General features: G+C 49.8%; 14 protein-coding genes. 8 read left to right on the top strand and 6 right to left on the bottom strand.

Annotated elements, in window-relative coordinates; translation table 11 throughout:
• Nucleotides 1-700: 700 nt before the first annotated feature.
• The 5 genes from RN22_RS21885 to RN22_RS21865 all read left to right on the top strand — a co-directional run bounded on the left by RN22_RS21885 (nucleotide 701) and on the right by RN22_RS21865 (nucleotide 12,328).
• The gene (locus RN22_RS21885; RefSeq protein ID WP_046307750.1) at nucleotides 701-1,474 is read left to right on the top strand and encodes an AraC family transcriptional regulator; all 774 of its coding nucleotides are present in this window, start codon (nucleotides 701-703) and stop codon (nucleotides 1,472-1,474) included.
• 216 nt (nucleotides 1,475-1,690) lie between these two features.
• Nucleotides 1,691-4,798, top strand: a complete 3,108-nt coding sequence (gene putA, locus RN22_RS21880; protein ID WP_046307747.1) for a bifunctional proline dehydrogenase/L-glutamate gamma-semialdehyde dehydrogenase PutA — start codon at nucleotides 1,691-1,693, stop codon at nucleotides 4,796-4,798.
• On the top strand, nucleotides 4,795-5,532 hold the full coding sequence (locus RN22_RS21875) for a delta 1-pyrroline-5-carboxylate dehydrogenase (protein ID WP_231590950.1): 738 nt from the start codon (nucleotides 4,795-4,797) through the stop codon (nucleotides 5,530-5,532). The genes putA and RN22_RS21875 overlap by 4 nt, the downstream gene beginning before the upstream one ends.
• Nucleotides 5,533-5,683: 151 nt before the next feature.
• Nucleotides 5,684-7,180 (top strand): sodium/proline symporter PutP, encoded by a 1,497-nt coding sequence (gene putP, locus RN22_RS21870; protein WP_046307745.1) that lies wholly within the window; start codon nucleotides 5,684-5,686, stop codon nucleotides 7,178-7,180.
• Between the two features lie 243 nt (nucleotides 7,181-7,423).
• Nucleotides 7,424-12,328: a calcium-binding protein gene (locus RN22_RS21865; RefSeq protein WP_046307742.1), complete on the top strand. Its 4,905-nt coding sequence runs from the start codon at nucleotides 7,424-7,426 to the stop codon at nucleotides 12,326-12,328.
• Here the strand turns inward: RN22_RS21865 and yieH are convergent, their stop codons facing one another.
• From yieH to RN22_RS21850, 3 genes are all read right to left on the bottom strand, one after another.
• Nucleotides 12,329-13,021 (bottom strand): 6-phosphogluconate phosphatase, encoded by a 693-nt coding sequence (gene yieH / locus RN22_RS21860; RefSeq protein WP_046307740.1) that lies wholly within the window; start codon nucleotides 13,019-13,021, stop codon nucleotides 12,329-12,331.
• Nucleotides 13,022-13,243: 222 nt separating this feature from the next.
• Nucleotides 13,244-14,374, bottom strand: a complete 1,131-nt coding sequence (locus RN22_RS21855; protein WP_046307738.1) for an HlyD family secretion protein — start codon at nucleotides 14,372-14,374, stop codon at nucleotides 13,244-13,246.
• Entirely contained in the window at nucleotides 14,374-14,754 is a 381-nt protein-coding gene (locus RN22_RS21850) for a DUF3302 domain-containing protein (RefSeq protein WP_046307736.1), read from the bottom strand. The genes RN22_RS21855 and RN22_RS21850 overlap by 1 nt, the downstream gene beginning before the upstream one ends.
• A gap of 218 nt (nucleotides 14,755-14,972) precedes the next feature.
• On the opposite strand from RN22_RS21850, the gene RN22_RS21845 reads away from it, so the two are divergent.
• Nucleotides 14,973-15,638, top strand: a complete 666-nt coding sequence (locus RN22_RS21845; protein WP_046307734.1) for a fumarylacetoacetate hydrolase family protein — start codon at nucleotides 14,973-14,975, stop codon at nucleotides 15,636-15,638.
• Here the strand turns inward: RN22_RS21845 and RN22_RS21840 are convergent.
• Complete coding sequence (locus RN22_RS21840) at nucleotides 15,625-16,194, bottom strand: DUF1415 domain-containing protein (protein WP_046307731.1); 570 nt, start codon at nucleotides 16,192-16,194, stop codon at nucleotides 15,625-15,627. The genes RN22_RS21845 and RN22_RS21840 overlap by 14 nt on opposite strands.
• Before the next feature lie 182 nt (nucleotides 16,195-16,376).
• Between RN22_RS21840 and RN22_RS21835 the strand changes: the two genes are divergently transcribed.
• Nucleotides 16,377-16,631 carry a hypothetical protein gene (locus RN22_RS21835; protein WP_002536558.1) on the top strand — a complete coding sequence of 85 codons (255 nt, stop codon included), beginning with the start codon at nucleotides 16,377-16,379 and terminating at the stop codon, nucleotides 16,629-16,631.
• A 59-nt stretch (nucleotides 16,632-16,690) separates the two neighbouring features.
• Here RN22_RS21835 and RN22_RS21830 read toward each other — a convergent pair whose 3' ends face one another.
• Both RN22_RS21830 and RN22_RS21825 read right to left on the bottom strand, forming a co-directional pair.
• On the bottom strand, nucleotides 16,691-17,194 hold the full coding sequence (locus RN22_RS21830) for a CreA family protein (RefSeq protein WP_039849648.1): 504 nt from the start codon (nucleotides 17,192-17,194) through the stop codon (nucleotides 16,691-16,693).
• 92 nt (nucleotides 17,195-17,286) lie between these two features.
• Entirely contained in the window at nucleotides 17,287-17,616 is a 330-nt protein-coding gene (locus tag RN22_RS21825; RefSeq protein ID WP_046307729.1) for a hypothetical protein, read from the bottom strand.
• Nucleotides 17,617-17,886: 270 nt separating this feature from the next.
• Here RN22_RS21825 and RN22_RS21820 point away from each other — a divergent pair, with 270 nt between their 5' ends.
• Nucleotides 17,887-18,342: a hypothetical protein gene (locus RN22_RS21820; RefSeq protein ID WP_046307727.1), complete on the top strand. Its 456-nt coding sequence runs from the start codon at nucleotides 17,887-17,889 to the stop codon at nucleotides 18,340-18,342.
• The last annotated feature ends 101 nt before the right edge of the window (nucleotides 18,343-18,443 follow it).

Below are 18,443 nucleotides of genomic sequence, written 5' to 3'. Positions count from 1 at the left end.
ACGCCAAGACATCCTGCTCATTACTGTATCTCGGCAAAACCCGGTATTTATTAGCTTTGTCCCAATTAGCTAGATTAACACGTAAATGCCAATTAGCCTGTTCATGTTACTAATTATTTGACGCTTATCGTTATTATTCAATGCTTATCTTTTGAGTGATAACTCAATAAATTTTAGCCGCTTTCTGTGTTTTAGGAAATAATGTCTGGTAAAAACAATCATAGATAAAAAATATCATTTTAATTGACGCATTTTGATTATTTATCGTCATATTTTTGACGTTTGATATATCAATACTGACTGGAGGATAAATTAAACCGGATAACGCGGCTTAGTTATCCTTTGCGATGAAACAGGGAAGATCCTTTTCACCGGAACGATGATCACGGAAAGATCATGTCTTCAAATTACCGAAAGCATGATCAAGTGATTCGTCACATCATGCTTCTGACTGAAAAGTGAATTTAAATGATATTTTACAATGAGTTATGGTTTTGCTTGAATGTTGTTTTTCGTTAGAAGCAAATTTTACCCATGATCGCAATGGTCTGTTTGTTGAGATCCTGCACAATTTTGGTATTGAAATGACAACCTCCGTAGTTTGGCCCTCTCTTGATCATCTTTCCGAGGCGATTTTTCTTCTCGATTTCCGCTAGAGCGTGGCAGAATAGCCGAAGTTTCCCTACTACAATCGTTAACTATGGCATCCGAACTGAAGCACTCTCAGGTTATTGCTTTACCTAATCACCCGTCGTTGCATGCGCACGAATACCGTCAGGTGGTGATTGGTTTGCAAGGCCAAACTGAGTTTGAACTTTCCGGGCGCGGCAGTCTTGTCGGGCCGGGTCAGGGGTGCCTCGTTTCCGAGTCCGAGCTCCATGCTTTTTCTGGCGTCGGGCAAAACGAAATTTTGGTGATCAACTTACCTGAGTCTGTCTTGCACGGCGAACTCAGCATGAAAGACAAAATAGAGCGCCTGTTCGACCGTGATGCCTATTTCCAGTTAGACAGCCAGGCGCAGACGCTGGTGAAGGCGTTGACGTCTGAAATGATCGCCAATCCGCATGATGTCATGCTGGGACGCGCCTGTGCCGATACCTTACTGTGCGTGATGGAACGACACTTCCGCGAACAAATCGCGCCGCGACGTCATGGCCACCGACTCAACATGGACATCATCGACCTCTACATTCGCCAGCATATCAGTCGTAAGATCAGCGTGGCGCAGCTGGCGGGGTCGGTTTTTCTGGCAGAAAGCCAGTTCCACCAGTTATTCAAATCCCAAGTGGGCGTAACCCCGCATCAATATGTGCTGAAGAAACGTTTTGAACTCGCGCAGGAACTGCTCAGCACCAGCGAGTTGAACTTGGCACAGATTTCAGACAGCTGTGGTTTTGCCTCCCAAAGCGGTTTCACCTCTGCGTTTACCCGTGCGTTTGGCGTATCTCCTTCCCGTTTTCGCCAGCAGCACTGAGCTGTAACCCTGATCTAAATCATCAACATATGCAAAAAGTTGTTATCGGCACGCATCGGCCGTGGTTCTCTGTTTGTTAATCATCGGAGTTTTTTGCAATAATGCCGCAGAATTTTGAAAGACTCATCGGCACCTCATACCTAGAATCGGTCTTTAATCTAACATATTAGTAACATATGCCACTGCCTCGTGGTTGATGGAGAGAGGAATCTGCTTATGTTAAAAGCGACCGATGTGCTGGTGCCAAGTTACCTTGAGCAACCCGCTTCCGCGCTATGGCCTCATATTTCTTCGCACTATTGTGTCGATGAAAGTGAGTTGCTTGCTGCACTGCTCCCACTTGCAACACCTTCGGATGAAGAGCGAAAACAGACAGAAGCCCAAGCGGCAGATCTGATTGAGCGTGTGCGTGCGGATAAAACGGCCGTGCAGATGATTGACGCACTTCTTCTCGAATACAGTCTGGATACCCGTGAAGGCATCTTGCTGATGTGTTTGGCAGAAGCATTGATGCGTGTGCCGGATGCGAAAACCGCTGATGCTCTGATCCGCGACAAGCTGGGCGTGGCAGACTGGAAAGCCCATCTTAAGAATTCTGAATCTCTGTTCGTGAACGCCTCGACCTGGGGACTGATGCTGACCGGCAAAGTCGTCACGATTGATGAGCGTAAAGAGGGTGGCGCAGGCAAGGTACTCAATCGTCTGGTTAACAAGATGTCTGAACCTGTGATTCGTCAGGCGATGCATCAAGCCATGAAAGTCATGGGTCATCAGTTTGTCCTTGGCCGTTCAATCAACGAAGCGTTGGAAAACGGCAAGCCACTGCGTCAAAAAGGTTTTACTTACTCGTTTGATATGCTGGGTGAAGCTGCACTCACCACGCAGGATGCTCAAAAGTATTTCAATGATTACATGATGGCGATCGAAACGGTGTCGCAGCAGTTGTCTGTGGGCAACGGGCCATCACCTTCTGTTTCCATCAAACTCTCTGCTTTGCATCCGCGATATGAAGTGGCGAATGAAGACCGTGTGATGGGCGAAATGTGCGAGACGGTACTTCGCCTGCTGAAACGCGCCCGTGAGTTGGGTGTGGCGATCACTATTGATGCAGAAGAAGCTGACCGTCTGGAACTGTCACTGAAGCTTTTCGAAAAACTCTTCACCCACGACGATATCAAAGGCTGGGGTCAGTTTGGTCTGGTGGTTCAGGCTTACTCTAAACGTGCCCTGCCCGTGATTACCTGGCTGGCGGCGTTGGCGAAAGAGCACGGCACCGTGATCCCGATGCGACTGGTGAAAGGCGCTTACTGGGACAGTGAAATCAAACTGGCTCAACAGGCAGGCTTGCCGGGTTATCCTGTTTATACCCGAAAAGAAGGCACCGATGTGGCCTATCTTGCCTGCGCGCGTTTCCTGCTTTCTGAGCATGTTAACGGCCTTATCTACCCACAGTTTGCCAGCCACAATGCGCAAACCGTGGCAGCGGTGAAAGCCATGGCTCAGCATGGCAACTACGAATTCCAGCGTCTGCATGGCATGGGTGATGCACTCTACTTCCACGCCAAGGAAATGTTTGGTCAGTCTGTACGTATTTACGCGCCAGTGGGCAGCCATAAAGATCTGCTGCCGTATCTGGTTCGTCGTCTGCTTGAAAACGGCGCCAACAGCTCGTTTGTTCACCGTCTGGTGGATGCGGCCTGTCCGGTCTCTGATTTAACGCAACACCCAGTGGACACATTGACGTCTCGCCCAACGCTGCATAACCCACGTATCCCTCAACCTTCTGAGATTTTTGGTGAATCACGCCAGAACTCGAAAGGTGTTGCGATCGACATTGAAAGCGAATGGGAAGCCTATGATGCCAAGGTTCAGGCCTTTATGGATGCAACCTGGAGTGCGGGGCCTATCATCGATGGCGAACGTCTGACGGGCGACGCTCACACTGTTGTGGCGCCTTACGATCACCGCCTGAAAGTCGGTAGCATAAACTGGACAACACCTGAACAGGCTAAAGACGCCCTGAGCGTTGCTGCAGCGAATGTTGATAGCTGGCGTGCACTGCCTGCCAAAGAGAGAGGTAAGTACTTACTTAAGCTTGCTGACTTGCTTGAAGAGAATTTGGGCGAGCTGGTGGCACTTTGTCACCGTGAAGCGGGCAAGACCATTCACGACAGCATTGATGAAGTGCGTGAGGCGGTGGACTTCCTCCGTTACTACCCGATTCAGGCTGAAAAGATTGAAGGCGATCTGCAATCTTTCACCCGTTTTGATGGCCAGTCTGTCACCTTGCGCCGTGAAGGGCGCGGTGTGTTCACCTGCATCAGCCCTTGGAACTTCCCGCTCGCGATCTTTATCGGTCAGATTTCCGCAGCCTTGGTGACCGGAAATACCGTCGTTGCCAAGCCAGCGGAGCAAACGTCACTGATTGCGTTCCGCACGATTGAGTTGCTGCTTGATACTGGCATTCCAGCGGGGGTCATCCAGCTGTTGCCGGGCAGTGGTGCGGCAATCGGCAGCGTATTGACCGCTGACGACAGCATTGCCGGTGTGGCCTTTACTGGCTCGACGCCGACGGCGCAGCGCATCAACCAATCGCTTGCTTCCCGTGAAGCTCTGCCAGTGCCGTTTATTGCGGAAACTGGTGGTCAGAACGCCATGTTGGTGGACAGTACAGCGCTGCCTGAACAAGTGGTGCGTGATGTACTTCGCTCTGCATTTGCTTCTGCGGGCCAGCGCTGTTCAGCCCTGCGTGTGCTGTATGTCCAGCAAGATGTGGCGGATCGTGTGATTGACCTTATCAAAGGGGCGATGGCGGAAATGCGCATTGGATTGCCTTATCTTCACTCCACTGACGTGGGGCCAGTGATTGATGAGACCGCCCAAGAGAAGCTGCAAAACCACATCAACGAGTTGTTCAAGACTAGCAAATTCATCGCCAAAGCACCGATGAAAAGCGAAACCCGCGTGGGCACATATATTGCTCCGGTGGCGTTTGAAATCGACAGTATCTCAATGCTTTCAGAAGAGCACTTTGGCCCAATCCTGCACGTGGTGCGTTACCACGCCGATGAACTCGATAGCGTGATTGATGACATCAACAGTGCAGGTTTTGGTCTGACACTGGGTGTTCACAGCCGTAATGAAACCACCTATCGCCACATTGAATCCCGCGCCAAAGTGGGTAACTGCTACATCAACCGTGATCAGGTTGGGGCAGTGGTTGGTGTGCAGCCATTTGGTGGTCAGGGGCTATCTGGTACAGGACCCAAAGCAGGCGGACCTCACTATCTCTATCGCTTCACGAAAGAGGAGGTTGTGGCATGAGCAAGGTAATAGGAATGCAGGCAATGAATGACGTACAAACGCTCGCCGCACAAAGTCAGGCGGTTTGGGAAGAGTGGAATGCGCTTGGTGTGGTTGAACGCGCAGCACTGTTGAATGTGTGGGCTGACAACCTGAGTCAACGTGGTGATGCCTTTATGGACGCTGCAAGCCTGATTCGCTTCCATCTTAATCAGGCTGAAAGCCTGCTCGCGCCCGTCCACGACATGCCGGGACCTACAGGGGAAAGCAACGAACTCTATACCGCTGGCCGTGGGCTGTTTCTTATCACCGGTGATGAATCACTGTCCGTGGTGTCATTGGCAGGACAGTTAGCCGCAGTATTGGTATCGGGTAACTGCGCCTTGTTAGCACCGCCAAACACTTTACACCATGAAGCCGAAGCGCTGATTGGCGATCTGGTAAAAGCCAGTGCACCAAACCGACTTGTTTCGCTGCTGAGTAGCGAAATGACGGAAGACGCCATTGTTTACGCACCGATTTGTGGTGTGGCCGCGGTGGCGAACTCAGCAACCTTGATTGCTATGAACCGAAAACTGGCAGCCCGAGACGGTGTGTTGGTGCAGTTTGTCGCTGAAGACAACGCAAGCCAATTACCTCTTGTCGCTTCGCCAACCTATCTACTCCGCTTTATTACCGAGCGGACGAGAACCATAAACGTCACTGCGGTAGGGGGCAACGCCACCCTGCTGGAACTTGGCAGTGGCGAACATTAAACCCAAGTAACCCGATGTGAAGAAACTCAGGTTCTCTGCTGGCAAAGCAGAGGCCTTGGGTTTTCTGTTGCTGACGGTTTTAAATAATCGGAATTAGGCACTGGAGATCTATGATCCCCAATCTTTGTGCCTTGTTATTGAGGGAAAAAACATGATTGAAAACAGCTTTGCAATCAGCGCCACGTTTATCGTGTACCTGATTCTAATGCTCGCAATCGGCGTATACGCTTACAAGCGCACGTCAAACTCTGAAGACTACTTCCTTGGCGGACGTTCTCTTGGCCCTTGGCCTGCAGCACTGTCAGCCGGCGCGTCTGATATGAGTGGTTGGCTGCTTCTGGGTCTGCCGGGCTATGCCTACGCTGCAGGTATCGAATCGCTGTGGCTTGCTGGTGGTTTGTTAGCGGGTACTTACTTAAACTGGCTAATCTGTGCCAAGCGCCTTCGTACTTACAGTATCGAAGTCGACAACGCACTGACTATCCCTGAATTCCTGTCTCGCCGTTTTGAAGATAATTCGAAACTGCTGCAGACCATTTCTGCCTTCTTTATCTTGCTGTTTTTCCTTTTCTACACCAGCTCTGGCTTGGTAGCAGGCGGTAAACTGTTTGAGACGGTCTTTGGCCTTGAGTACACCACAGCGGTAGTCATCGGTACTGTCTGTGTGGTTTCTTACACCCTGTTTGGTGGCTTCCTTGCGGTATCCTGGACCGACTTGGTGCAAGGCCTTTTGATGGCGGCAGCACTGATGATCGTGCCTATCGCGACGCTGGATGGCTCTTTCACCGACTTGCCTGCTGCGCTGGAAGCGAAAAACCCTGAGCTTCTGACCCTTTGGCAAGATGTTAATGGTGAACCTCTGACTGCCGTGGCAATCATTTCTCTCGTGGCCTGGGGTCTGGGTTATTTTGGTCAGCCGCATATCCTTGCTCGTTTCCAGGCAACACGCACCAATGCGGACATCACTACAGCACGCCGTATCGCCGTGGGTTGGAGTGCTGTCTCTATGGCAGGTGCAATCCTGATTGGCCTGGTGGGTATCCTGTATGTTGACCAACACCTCGGGGGTGAACTGGCAGATGGCGAAACCATCTTTATGTATCTGGTGAACGCGGCGTTCCACCCTGTGATTGCAGGTATCTTGCTAGCGGCAATTCTGGCGGCGGTGATGAGTACAGCAGATTCCCAGTTGCTGGTGTCATCTTCTGCCCTGGCCGAAGATTTCTACAAACAAGTGTTCCGTCCTGATGCATCGACCAAAGAGGTGGTCATGGTTGGTCGTTTCGCTGTGGTGGGCATTTCCATCATTGCGTTGATGCTGGCAATGAACCCAGAAAGCTCGGTACTGGGCTTAGTATCTTACGCTTGGGCTGGTTTCGGTGCTGCGTTCGGTCCAGCCTTGTTGTTGAGCCTGTTCTGGAAAGACATGAACCGTAACGGCGCACTGGCTGGTGTTATTGTCGGAGGTGTGACCGTGGTCGTTTGGAAACAACTGACTGGCGGGATTTTCGATATCTATGAGATTGTCCCTGGCTTCATTCTGGCGGGTCTTGCAATTATCGCTGTGAGTAAAGCGACAGGCGGTGCGGAAAACACTGTGATGCAGACATTTGATGATTATGAGCAGAGTTTGAAGACCTTGCCATAATCCCACTTATCGTTGTTAAAGGGACGCTGAAGCGTCCCTTTTTTATTTTTATATCAACAAGCTATCTAGACATCAGGTTGTCGTCTCATCCCTTCTCCTCCAAAAGACTGAGTTTAGGATTAAGATCACACGATCCAGTCACAAGACATATGCACTACAGTTAGTAATGGAGAGGTGCGTCTGGCACGAAATTTACCCGCTTCAACAGGCAGGAAGCCTTTGATCCGAGTATGAGGGCAACGAATGGCCGACAAAATGATTATTACGCAACTGGACGGTAACGCATTAATTTTTGCACCGGATGGCAGCGTAAGGGTTGCAGAACAATACGCAGAGCTTAAACCGGAAGAAGTGCTAGTCACGGAAAACGGTAGTAGTGCGGTTCTCAAAGAAAATGGTGAAAGGGAAATTCAGGTGAATGCTAACAGTGGCTTTCGCTTTGAAACACCTCCTGATGCAAATGAGGAAGTGAATGCAGCCCGACGCGGCGTCGAAGAAGGGGAAGAACCCAGCGAAAATGCAGATCCAGCTGCTGGCCAAGCCACCAGTTCATCCACATTCTTTGTTGCCGGTGATGTGGTTGTGGAAGGCACTGGCTCACGCCCAAGCCTGACCGAGCTGCTGGAAGAAGGAGAAAGTGAGGAAAGCGAAAATGTCGAATCACTGAATGCAAACAATCTGACGGCATTTCAGCTTAACTCCCTCTCTTCACTGCAACGCTTTTTCTTTGAACAATTAAACGAAGCGACACAAACGGCTGACACTGCGGATGTGACGCCGTCAGCCCCCACGACGCCCGGTTCCACACCAACCACGCCATCTCCAGAGCCATCCCCTACTGATTCCAATCAGGCGCCTTCTGTCACACTCTCCATGCTGACCGTCACTGAACAGTCAGTCATTGAAGGTCAGGTCGTGGCGACTATCACCACGACGGATGCGAACAATGACGCCGTTTCCCTCAATCTGCTTGATAACGAAGACGGATATTTCCGCATTCAGGACGACAATGTGGTGCTGACTCAGGTTGGCGTGGATGCAATTAACAATGATGCCCTCGGCTTGGAAAGTATGTCGATTGTGGTCGAGGCTGATGACGGTGAGTTGAGTGAGCAGGCATCTGGCGTGCTTGCTATTAACAAGGTGAACGACAACGTCCCCACGCTGACATTGGAAGCGGTTGATGTGACTGAGGAATCTGTTTCTGAAGGCATGGTAGTTGCGACCTTTTCGGCCTCTGATGCTGATGGAAACACCCTTAGCTACACACTGACAGATAACAATAACGGATATTTTTCACTAGGAGATGGTGAAGTGCTGCTGACGGCAGCAGGTGTTGAAGCGATCAATAATGATGCCCTGAACATCGAATCATTGGGCATCTTTCTGACCGTCTCTGACGGTGATTTTCAAGCCAGTGCTTCCGACACAATCTCAGTCATTCGAGTGAACGACAACGGCCCTACCGTGAACATCTCCACCAGTGACATTTCTGAAAGTGCTGTTACCGCTGGGCTAGTTGTGGCGACTGTGAGCACCGCTGATGCGGATGGAGATAATGTCACCCTGTCATTGGTTGGCAACGAGGATAACTACTTCCTCCTTTCAGACGGCGAAGTAACCCTGACCGCGGATGGCGTCGCGGCGGTACAGGATGACGGTTTGGATATCCGCTCCCTGACGATCTCTGTTCAGGCCAGTGACGGGGAAAATGTTACGGATGCCTCCGCCACGCTTCTTGTTGGTCGTGATAACGACACTCCGCCAACACTTTCCCTTGCTGTTGAAGATTTGATCGAAGAGTCGGTCACAGAATCAACGCTGGTGGCGACCATCACAACGTCAGATGAGGACGCAGATGATGTCTCGCTGACTTTGCTGAACAATGATGACGGCTACTTCCGGCTTGATGGGAACGGTGTATACCTGACTGCAGATGGCGTTGCCGCTATCAATCAAGACGGCGTCGATGCGATATCCAGCATGCCGATTTCAGTTCAGGCATTCGACGGAACGTATACCGTCGTTGCCAGTGATACGGTGGCCGTCGCGCGTGTAAACGACAACTCTCCTGTTATCACCCTGAACGAGACGGACGTAATGGAAGAGTCTGTGTCGGTCAGCACTGTGGTCGCTACTATCTCTGCTTCTGATGCTGACGGAGATGATCTCACTTTCACCATTTCAGGTCCCCATGCGGACTGGGTGACCATTGATGGCAATGAAGTGAAGCTGACTGCGGCGGGTGTAGCAACCATCAACGATGACGACGCGGAAATCAGCGCCATCAACTTTACTGTCACGGCATCAGATGGTTCCCGCACGGGCAGCGATGATGCGAACGTGACCGTCACCCGTGTGAATGATAATGACCCCGTGATAACCCTGACCGAGGTCGGTGTGGCGGAAGAATCCGTCTCTGTTGATACCGTGGTGGCGACTATCTCTGCTTCCGATGCAGACGAAAATGAGCTGACTTTCACGATCTCAGGTGCGAATGCAGATTGGGTAACCATTGATGGCAATGAAGTGAAGCTGACTGCGGCGGGTGTAGCAGCCATCAACGATGATGGGGCCGAAATCAGCGCCATCAACTTTACTGTCTCAGCTTCAGATGGTTCCCGCACAGGCAGCGATGATGCAAACGTGACTGTCACCCGCGTGAATGATAATGCACCTGAGCTGACTGTCTCTGTCAACGACCTGACGGAAGAAAACGTCGCAGAAAATGATGTGGTTGCGACCCTGTCGGCGACTGATGCTGATGAAAATATACTGACTTACAGCCTCAGTAATAATGGCGCTGGCTATTTCACACTCGTCGGGAATCAGGTGTTGCTGACCGCAGCAGGCGTAGCGGCAATTAATAGCGACAGTGCTGCCGATCCGTTGGAAAGCTTGTCGTTTACGGTAGGGGTGAGCGATGGAACCTATGTCGACTCGGAAAATGTGAGTGTCACCGTTAATCGGGTAGACGATATTGTTTCCGCCAATGACAGTGACGAGATTGCTGCGTCTTCGACGGCGACGGGTAACGTTATCTCTGGCAGCAATGGTGATGGAAGTGGGGCAGATACCCTGACGTCACCTTCCTCTGTCAACGTGACCCAAGTGACCTACGATGGTGTGGATTACGTGCTGACTGATGGCAGTGTCACCATCAGTGCGGACTCAGGACAACTGACGGTCTCTTCCAACGGCGTTTACACCTTCACCTCATCTGTGCAGACAGAATTCTACGCCAGCGAACTGAACACCGCTTTTGATAGCACCAATGGGGTCACCTTCTATGGTAGCAACCTGACAAGTGCCGCCTTCTTAAGTGGTGATGCAGGGAACGGGCTGGACTTGGATGAGGTGCATCACCCTTCACATGAAGGGATTGTCGAGCACGAAGTGGAAGAAGGCGCGATTATAGGTACAGATGGCGACGACACGATTGATGCAGGGAACGGTGCAGATATTGTTTACGCAGGCGCGGGTAATGACACAGTGTCTGGCGGTAACGGTGTGGATGAAATCTACGGTGAAGCGGGTAACGATACCCTGTCAGGCGACAATGCCGAAGACCATCTCTATGGCGGCGATGACAATGACACGCTAGATGGTGGTCGCGGTAATGACCGATTGGTGGGCGGCGCGGGCGATGATGAGCTCACACTCGGTAAAGGCTCAGACACCGTGGTGTTTGAATCTGGCAATGACACAGTGATGGATTTCGATACCAACAACGACACCATTATTATCAAGAACGCATCGACGATTGATACCTTTGCAGAACTGGGCATTGAGCAGGTTGGAGATAATACCGTCATCACCCTTGATACCGGCACTTTGACGCTCAACGGTGTTGATAAGGATGACCTCACCGCAGACATGTTCACCTTCGATACATCAGATGAAGACGGGGACTATTCGGCTTCGATTTATGGTTTCGATGATGAAGTCGACGAAGTGACGTTGACGGTTTCAGGCTTAGCTGACAATGAAGTGGTGGACTGGTTCCTCTATGACGTGTCGGGCAATGTCGTTGGCACAGGTTCCAGTACATTAACGGACGGAAAGCTGTCGCTTTCCGCGCCGGCCGATACCACCTTCCGTTATGTGGCCTTGGATGTTGAAAACCTCACGGTTGAAACGATCTTCGCTGAACTCACCACTCACGACGTCGAAGATGAAATCTTTACCTACACACTGGCTGATTCAGACAGTAACAGCGCACAGGCACAGCTTACTCTCAGTTATGACGACAGTTCCCGCGTGGTGGCAGATATCGCCACGGTTCAAACGTCGGGGCTAAATGGTGATGTAAATGCGCACATCGCCACAGGGAACTTGTTCGACAATGATGCCTTAAGCGGAACCTGGTCGTTTGAATCTGTGCAGTTTGAAGGTGCCACTTATAACGCATCTGAAGGTGTGATGATCATTGAGACCCAATACGGCTCGCTGACCATTTATGGGCAAAGTGACGATTCCCATACAAAAGGTGATTATGTCTATCAATTGATGACCGATGTACCGAGTGACGACGTGTTAGAGTCTTTTAATTACACCTTGGTCAACGAGAGTGGATTGCGGATTCAAAGCGTGCTGGACATCCGGGTGGATGACAACGCCGACGCAGATGCCGACTTGAGCGATCTGATTAACACCACCGAGCTGACAGGGGATGAAAACGCGAACTTGCTGGTGGGCCGTGATGAATCAGACTCCCTGCAAGGTAATGGTGGCAACGATATTCTGGACGGCGGCCTTGGTGAAGACCTCTTGATTGGCGGGGCGGGCGACGATGAGCTGACCGGTGGAGAAGGGCGCGATGTGTTCCAATTCCTCCGTGGCGATGCTGATTCCTTGGCGACCGACACCTTGACTGACTTCGATGTGAGTATGGATGTGTTAGACCTTTCCGATTTGTTGGATGGCTTGAACAACGAAAGTATTGAAGATTATCTGGTTTCTCTTTCAGACAAAGAAGGTAAAGCGACGCTGACCGTTGGCCTTGAAGGCGAAGCGGACAGTCAGGTGATTGTCTTTGAGAACAAGTCGTTGGATCAACTGAGCCAGGATTTAGGCATCAGTGGGAGTTCAGGCTCTGAAATTCTCGGTAAGATGATAGATGACGGCATACTGATCACCTCGGTGTGATCACGCCCAGCAGTCTGACAGCGGCAGGCGTTCCATCAGCGCCTGCAGTTCTTTCATTGAGCTAACCGAAATCACCAGAGGATGCTCAATGCTTTCTCTGTTTCCCGGGTTGAAATAAACCGTGCGCATACCTGCATTGATGCCTGCCTCTACCCCCAATAGTGTGTCATCGACAAACAGGCATTCCTGAGTCAACACCGCCATATTCATGGCTGCATAGTGGAGAAGATCGGGGGCAGGTTTCCAGCTGTTGGCATCAAATGCGCTATAAAGATGGTCGCGGAAATGGTGAAGCAATCCTGTCATGTCCAGAGACATTTCCATCTTATTAACAGGCCCATTTGAGGCGACACACATGTCAATACCGACCTCTTTGAGAGTATCGAGTAGTTCTGGTACACCATCGACCGGATCTAGGTGATCAGCAAACAGTTCTGAACACTTCTGGCGATAGAGATGTTCCAGTTCATCAATCGAAATTTTCAGGTTATAGCGCTCACAGGTCTGGATCAGGATATCTGCCAGTTTGCCACCCTGAAAATTATCAAGACATTCCTGCAAATCCAGTTTCACGCCGTAGTTTGAGAAAATCTCAACGATCGCCATCTGGGACAGCACTTCGCTATCAACCAAGGTGCCGTCACAGTCAAAAATGACACAAGAAACTGGGACATCAAAGTCAAAGGAGTTCATTCTTCTCGTTCAATTGGTTTCACAATAATGTCGATACTCTAAGCCTTAACCTGACCAGTAAATCCAACAACGTGCCATTTAATAAATTGCTAGCTAGGTCTTATCAATTGCTGCGAACAGGTGGAAAAATCCATCTAAGATCTTGTTTTATTAAGAGTGATACATGGGCGGGGAAATGTGTGCCGGCTCAACCTTCTGGTTGAGCCGGAATTGAAGGGGGGATTAGTGGTCGAGGTACAGGTAGTTTTGCCAGCTCTTCATACGGATCAGAACTTTACGCATGATAGAGACGTGATGGAAACTGTCTGAATAGACGGCGATTTCGACATTGGTACCGTTCGGCAGCATATGTTCAGAAATGTCGTCTGTCATCTCCAGCACAACCAGTGCACGGCCTTGGTCGCTAAACATCTTGTCGCCCATCAACATGCCTTGCGCTTGAATCTGACCTTCTGCAATGGCAGGCAGCACTTCGACGACTTTGCCCTGGAAGGTTTTGCCTGGCAGAGCACGGAAGATGAACTCGGCTTCAAAACCCGGTTTCAGACGTAGCAGACTGTTTTGGCGGAACGCGCCCACATATCGGGTGCGGTCTTCATTCACAAAGGTCATCACCGGACGAAGCGGCATAGGAACGGCCATCATACCTGGGCGCAGCGTCACTTGGGTCACGTAGCCGTCAGTTGGTGCGCGGACAATGGTGCTGTCCAAATCAAACTGTGCTTGTTCCAGTGCAGCTTGTGCTTTCGCTACCGTGGTGTCCACACCATTGATTTGAGAGGTAATACCAAGAAGCTGACGATCTTCTTCCGCTTCTGCGGCTTCTAGAGAGGCCTCCGCAGCCAGATAGATTTGACGTTTGTTGTCGACATCAGAAGCAGTAAACGCTCCCTTCTTTGCACCTTTTTGGTAACGTTCAAACTCTTTCTTTGTTCTGTCCCGTTCAGCTAACGCTTTGAGGGTATTGGCCTTAGCCGTTGAGTAAGCGGCCTGACGGGTCAGTACCGATTGCTGCGCGTCCTGCAGGGCTGCCTTGGCTTCCATTACCCGGGCTTTGAATCGGGTCTGGTCTATCTTAAACAGGATATCGCCCTGCTTGAGCGGTTGGTTAGCCTGAACGGGCACTTCGACAACCTGTCCACGAACGTTCGGTACGATTGGCGTGGTGACATACACATTACCGCCCAGCGCCGTGTGCGGGTGGTTGTAGTTCATCAGCAGAATCAATGTGCCAATCAGCACGATACCCCCCAATACCGCAGTCGGTACGGTCCATTTATTCAGAGGGATTTTGAAGATTTTGAAAATAGCCACACACAGTGCGGTGTAAGTCAGAATGAGGAGTAAATCCATTATTTTTCCTCCCCGTCTTTGTCACCGCTGGTGGTTGAGGTCTCCACGCTTTGAGCTTTTTCCTCGAGCTTTTTTTCCAGCAGAGTAATGCGTTCTTTCAGCGCATTGAATTCGCTCTGCATGGCTTCCTGATTATGTTCCAGCGCACTCATTCCCCAGCCGCGATCATGGCGCCAAAGCGTTGCCCAAATCCATAAGAAGGGCCAAAGCGCGTGAAGGGTAAACAGACTCACCCAGCCAGCATGGTGGATGGCATCTTGATGCGGATGATTCCGCTTTTTCGCGATTTCATAGGGGATGTCGTGAATGACAATGATGCCGTAGAAAATCACTAGAGCGACAAAGACCAGCAGCCCAAGCGCAAAGTAATCGAGGTTCATATTTTATCCTTTTATATGACTTACTGACTCGTCCGTGTCTACCGAATACCGCTGAAATTCAAGGCCAAAAAGACGGACGATTACGCGATAATATAACACTCACTTAACTAATCGTGACTAAGACGGCATAAGAATTAACAAGTTTGGATCGAACCGCCATCATCACAAAAGATGTTTGATAATATGGCAAGGTTATTTGGGAAGGCAGGGAGTCAGGAATGTATTCACATCAATGGGTTGACGGAAAGGATGCAGGGTTGCCAACAGGCAAAGCGGTTTGTATTGGAAGAAACTATGTTGAGCATGCCAAAGAGCTCGATAATCCTATCCCTGATGAGCCTGTGCTCTTTATCAAACCGGCGACATCAATCGTCAGCACCGATTCCTCGCTAGCACTCAGTGAACGTCTGGCCCCTATTCATTATGAGGCTGAGTTATCAGTATTAATCGGCAAGCCGCTGACGAAGGCAACAGCGGAAGAAGTATTGGACGCGATTGTTGGGGTTGGGGTTGCGCTAGACCTCACACGCCGCGAAGCCCAAAGCAAACTGAAAGAAAAAGGGTTGCCTTGGGAGCTGGCAAAAGCCTTTGATGCCAGTTGCGTGCAAAGCCAGTTCGTACCTTTTGAAGGCATAGATCTGGCCGCGACTACTTATGGTTTGGACATCAACGGCGAGCCAACCCAGCGCGGAGACACCAGCCTGATGATTAACCCTGTGGTCGATTTGATTTGCCACCTCACCCAGTACTTTACATTAGTACCGGGCGATACCGTGCTGACTGGCACACCGAAAGGTGTGGGTAAACTCGCTGACGGTGATGCGTTAACGCTGACGTTAGCAGATGAAGTTTTGGCAGAATTTAGTTGTATCAGTGCGCCTTAAAAAGATAAGGAAACAGCGCTTTTCTCTCTTCTGCGGACAAACTGCAAACGCGGTCGATATTGATTTGAGGGATATCTTCCGCGTCCCCGCCGTAGTGCTTCAGGGCTTTTTCAATGCTGGCTTCACGGATCAGGTGAAACATCGGGAACGGTGAACGGTTGGTCAGGTTGCTGTCATCTTCCGGTTCAACATCCGCAAAGCAATAATCCGGATGGAAACTCGCAATCTGGTAAATACCGCGCCAGCCAAACTGATCAATCAGCATGTCTGCGACATCCAAAAACTGGTTGTAGTCATCAAAGTCCAGAAAGTGATTCGGAGTGACCACGATGGTTGTTTCTAAATCCGCCACGTCGCTTTTTTCCAGCAATGTTAACTCTGTGATGATGCTTTCCATCACTTCCTGATCATCCTGGGCATCACATACGGCAACCTTGATTTGCTTGTTACGTTGCGGCTTGGCGGCAAACGGGCAGAGGTTTAAGCCAATGACGACTTTCTCGAGCCATTCTGTGGTTTGTTGCTCGACGAGGTTTTTGAAAGGAAAAGCGGTCATGGTAATTACTCTGTTGAATGTGACAGCGGTATATTAACGGCGTATTTCGCCAAACCCAACGTTTATACCAAAACAAGAAAGCGAGCTGGCCTGCCAATGAGTGAAAATCATTCGCATTAGTTTGACGGGAGAGCCTTTATTATTTAAAGTGCATTTGAAATACATCTTTAAAGGAGAAGGTTATGGAAGTAGTAATCCAATCTGGAAATGAACGAGGCATTAACTTCAAAAAGGTTACGCAGGTCGGCGGCGTGTTGATGATTATGTCGGGCTTGATAATGGTGAGCTCTTTACTCATCAGCTTTCCATTTGCGGACAATTTTTCAATTTTCCATCAAACCATCGCCCACATAGTGACCATCGTGATAGCGGGAGTATTCAAAGTCGGATACGTGACTTACATCGTTGGACGATACGAGCGCAGTCTACCTTGCTGATAGGCAAGCGTGCTCATCCTTCATTAAAAATCTCACCAGAAGGATGAGCAAGCAGCGTTTTATTTATCTTCTGTAGGCGCTTGCCACGCCTTAGTACCCCAAAGTGGAACCGTTGAGAGGCTGTGTTTATGGCTCCCTTGTGTCTCTTTGGTCGAGTAAGAGAGGTACATCAAGGTTTGGTTTTTAGAATCAAAGATTCTGCGGATTTTCATCGATTTGAACAAAATGCTTTTCGATGCTGTGAACACCACTTCACCGGATTTAGAGCGATCCACATTCGCAATCATTTCTGGGGTAATTTCACCGGTTTGTCGGCATGAGATACCCATATCTGACGGATCAGAAAAATCGAGGTCTGCTTTCACATGACTGATGTGGCAAGTGACGCCGGGCACTTCTGGGTCATTAAAGATTTGGATTTTGATGTCTTTGGTCGTGAACAATCCCAAGCTGACATCGCCGACTTCATCGTCTGAACAGCCTGCCAATGCAAGACCGAATACAGATGCAGCGATCAGCGCGCGAAGTGGTTTTGAAGAAAACGATTTTGATACAGCGAACATGACAACACCTGTCGTTAGAAACATTTCAAGCCACTTTATCAGTGGCTTGTGTTAATTGTCTAACTTCGACTGGTATCGCTAATAAAGAGTCACTAATCGAATTGTGCGTCACCAGGGCGACGGTCCAGCGTTTCTGGATTGAAAGTGAGTAGCTCGTCGTATGCATCACAAAAGCTTGCCGTATCATTGTATTTTTGGCGGGCAGCTTCGATTTTACGCTCAGCAATTCGGCGTTTATCAGAGCCGTTGCGATCAGAGCTGAAAATACGCTGTTGTGTAAACAGCTCTTGCGTGAACTTCTGCTTGCAGATTGATTCGTTTCTTTCTGTAACCACTTCACCCAACTGATCTTTTGCAGCAAAGGCAAAACCAGATACCAGAGCCGAAGTTATAATTATTGATTTAACAACGAGATAGCGCATAATCCTCACCTGATAGTGAACCCACTCGTTTTAAAGATAGTTCACACAACAGTGCCTCTCCAGTGAGATGCATTGCTCATTTTTGATTCAGCGCAATTCCCCTTTCATTTAGTGATATTGGTTCCTGAATTAACGCCTCATTATCAAACACTGACTATCGGATTCCGGCCTGTTTTCGGCGCTGGTTAACATTCCTACAAAAAGAGGGATGAAGAGGGCGTAGCTTGCGGTTATCTTCATCTTTTTCAAGGAATGACAGTGACGTAAGAGATGCAAAAACAGGTAAACAGCTCGTACTTACAGCTTTTTCTGCGTGAATCTGGCACCGCAGCCATGCTGAATATTGAACAACTTCCCGACGTGTCAGATGTCGATGCCATCGCCCTTTTTGACTGGATGTCCAGTAAGCGCTCTTTCTCGGTATCTGAAGTGAAAGGCCAACGCTGGATTAAAACCTGCAGTGCGGGCTATGTGACTGAGCTGTTGCTTAAAGAAGATGGCACCCTTGAAGAATTTACCCTGTTCAACCGCCTACCAACCAAAGGTTGGTGGAAACTGGAACAAGGTGTGCTCGATTTGGAAATCGTAAAAAACGACAACACCTACCGCAGCCGGGTCATTGCCAATAAATCGGTGAACATTCACTCGGCCATCGAGTACAAAAACGGCGAACTGCATTCTTACCTGAAACTGGCGCAAATCATGCCGGTAGCGCAAAGCGCGTAAGCGCTATTTAAATCCAACGCCAAAGGTCAGCGATACGCTGGCCTTTTTCATTTGTAGCGTTCACAAGCGAATTTCTCTGATCATTAGGTATAAGTGAGACC

It is taken from the genome of Grimontia sp. AD028 (assembly GCF_000973155.1).
In the GTDB taxonomy this organism is placed as follows: Bacteria; Pseudomonadota; Gammaproteobacteria; order Enterobacterales; family Vibrionaceae; genus Enterovibrio; species Enterovibrio indicus.
This window is presented reverse-complemented; position numbering and strand designations above follow the sequence as displayed.

What these genes read in the sequence shown, in the direction of transcription:
- RN22_RS21850 (WP_046307736.1), bottom strand. Translation starts at nt 14,754, where the DNA reads ATGAACCTCGATTACTTTGCGCTTGGGCTGCTGGTCTTTGTCGCTCTA.
- RN22_RS21840 (WP_046307731.1), bottom strand. Translation starts at nt 16,194, where the DNA reads ATGACCGCTTTTCCTTTCAAAAACCTCGTCGAGCAACAAACCACAGAA.
- RN22_RS21885 (WP_046307750.1), top strand. Translation starts at nt 701, where the DNA reads ATGGCATCCGAACTGAAGCACTCTCAGGTTATTGCTTTACCTAATCAC.
- putA (WP_046307747.1), top strand. Translation starts at nt 1,691, where the DNA reads ATGTTAAAAGCGACCGATGTGCTGGTGCCAAGTTACCTTGAGCAACCC.
- putP (WP_046307745.1), top strand. Translation starts at nt 5,684, where the DNA reads ATGATTGAAAACAGCTTTGCAATCAGCGCCACGTTTATCGTGTACCTG.
- RN22_RS21855 (WP_046307738.1), bottom strand. Translation starts at nt 14,374, where the DNA reads ATGGATTTACTCCTCATTCTGACTTACACCGCACTGTGTGTGGCTATT.
- RN22_RS21830 (WP_039849648.1), bottom strand. Translation starts at nt 17,194, where the DNA reads ATGTTCGCTGTATCAAAATCGTTTTCTTCAAAACCACTTCGCGCGCTG.
- RN22_RS21845 (WP_046307734.1), top strand. Translation starts at nt 14,973, where the DNA reads ATGTATTCACATCAATGGGTTGACGGAAAGGATGCAGGGTTGCCAACA.
- RN22_RS21865 (WP_046307742.1), top strand. Translation starts at nt 7,424, where the DNA reads ATGGCCGACAAAATGATTATTACGCAACTGGACGGTAACGCATTAATT.
- RN22_RS21820 (WP_046307727.1), top strand. Translation starts at nt 17,887, where the DNA reads ATGCAAAAACAGGTAAACAGCTCGTACTTACAGCTTTTTCTGCGTGAA.
- RN22_RS21825 (WP_046307729.1), bottom strand. Translation starts at nt 17,616, where the DNA reads ATGCGCTATCTCGTTGTTAAATCAATAATTATAACTTCGGCTCTGGTA.
- RN22_RS21835 (WP_002536558.1), top strand. Translation starts at nt 16,377, where the DNA reads ATGGAAGTAGTAATCCAATCTGGAAATGAACGAGGCATTAACTTCAAA.
- RN22_RS21875 (WP_231590950.1), top strand. Translation starts at nt 4,795, where the DNA reads ATGAGCAAGGTAATAGGAATGCAGGCAATGAATGACGTACAAACGCTC.
- yieH (WP_046307740.1), bottom strand. Translation starts at nt 13,021, where the DNA reads ATGAACTCCTTTGACTTTGATGTCCCAGTTTCTTGTGTCATTTTTGAC.